This window comes from Streptomyces boluensis (assembly GCF_009908195.1).
Taxonomy (GTDB): Bacteria; Actinomycetota; Actinomycetes; order Streptomycetales; family Streptomycetaceae; genus Streptomyces; species Streptomyces boluensis.
This window is the reverse complement of the sequence record NZ_JAAAHS010000713.1, coordinates 1-1,368: the sequence shown is the minus strand read 5'-3', so window position 1 is coordinate 1,368 and position 1,368 is coordinate 1. Positions and strand designations below refer to the sequence as shown.

At 75.9% G+C, this 1,368-nt stretch carries 1 protein-coding gene; it reads left to right on the top strand.

What is annotated here, in order from left to right:
* Nucleotides 1–3 precede the first annotated feature (3 nt).
* A partial coding sequence (locus tag GUY60_RS37660) for a bifunctional 3'-5' exonuclease/DNA polymerase (protein WP_161705995.1) occupies nucleotides 4–1,368 on the top strand: 1,365 nt, incomplete at its 3' end.

Genomic DNA, 1,368 nt, shown 5'->3' with positions numbered 1-1,368 from the left:
CCTGTGAGCGAGCGCTGGGTCCTGGCCCTGGCCGAAGACGGCCGCGGAGCGCTGCTCGTCCCCGTGGACGGGGCCGGGCAGCCGCTCGCCGATGCCGTGGCGGAGCCGGATCTCGTCGCCGCGGTCCGGGCCCGGCCCGAGGTGTACCGCTGGGTGTGGCGCTCCACCGCCGAGATCTATCCGCGCCTGCTCGCCGCCGGTGTGCGGGTGCGGCGGTGTTACGACATCGAGGACGCCGAGCAGCTGCTCCTCGCCCACGAGGGCCGGCTCGGCGAGCCCCGTTCCGCGGCCGCCGCGTGGGCCCGCCTCCACCACCGCCCGGTGCCGCCCGACCCACCGCAGCGCGCGGCCGTACCCGGCTCGCAGTCCTCCCTCTTCGAACCGGGCCCCGTGCACGTACCCCTGTCGGGGCTCCTGGAGGTGTACGCGGACCAGGTCCGGCGGCACGGACTCGCGGCGCACCCCGGACGGATGCGGCTGCTCACGGCGGCCGAGTCGGCGGGCATGCTGGTCGCGGCCGAGATGAACGCGTCGGGGCTGCCCTGGAGCGCCGACGTGCACAAGGCGGTGCTGCACGAACTGCTCGGCGAGCGGTACGCGGGCGGGGGCGAGCCGCGCCGCCTGGCCGAGCTGGCGGACGAGGTGTCGGCGGCGTTCGGGCGCCGGGTGCGGCCCGACCTCCCGGCGGACGTGATCAAGGCGTTCGCGCAGGCCGGGATCCGGGTCAAGTCGACCCGGAGATGGGAGATCGAGACCCTCGACCACCCGGCCGTGCCACCCCTGCTGGCGTACAAGAAGCTGTACCGCATCTGGGTCGCGCACGGCTGGTCCTGGCTCCAGGACTGGGTGCGGGACGGCCGCTTCCGCCCCGAGTACCTCCCGGGCGGCACGGTCACCGGGCGCTGGGTGACCAACGGCGGCGGCGCCCTGCAGATCCCCAAGGTGATCCGGCGCGCGGTGGTCGCCGACCCGGGCTGGCGGCTCGTCGTCGCCGACGCCGACCAGATGGAGCCCCGGATCCTCGCGGCGATCTCCGGCGACCCGAGCCTGATGGAGGTCGCGGGCCGCCCGGACGACCTCTACCAAGCGGTGTCCGACCGGGCGTTCTCCGGCGACCGCGACATGGCCAAGCTCGCGGTGCTCGGCGCGGTGTACGGCCAGACGTCCGGCGACGGCCTGAAGAACCTCGCCCTGCTCCGCCGCCGCTTCCCGCGCGCGGTGGGGTACGTGGACGACGCGGCACGCGCGGGCGAGGAGGGCCGGCTCGTACGCACGTGGCTGGGCCGGACCAGTCCACGGGCGGCGGACGCCGAGGAGCAGGAGGAGGCGGGCATTCCGACGCTGCCCGCGGAGGGGGCGGAGCACGGG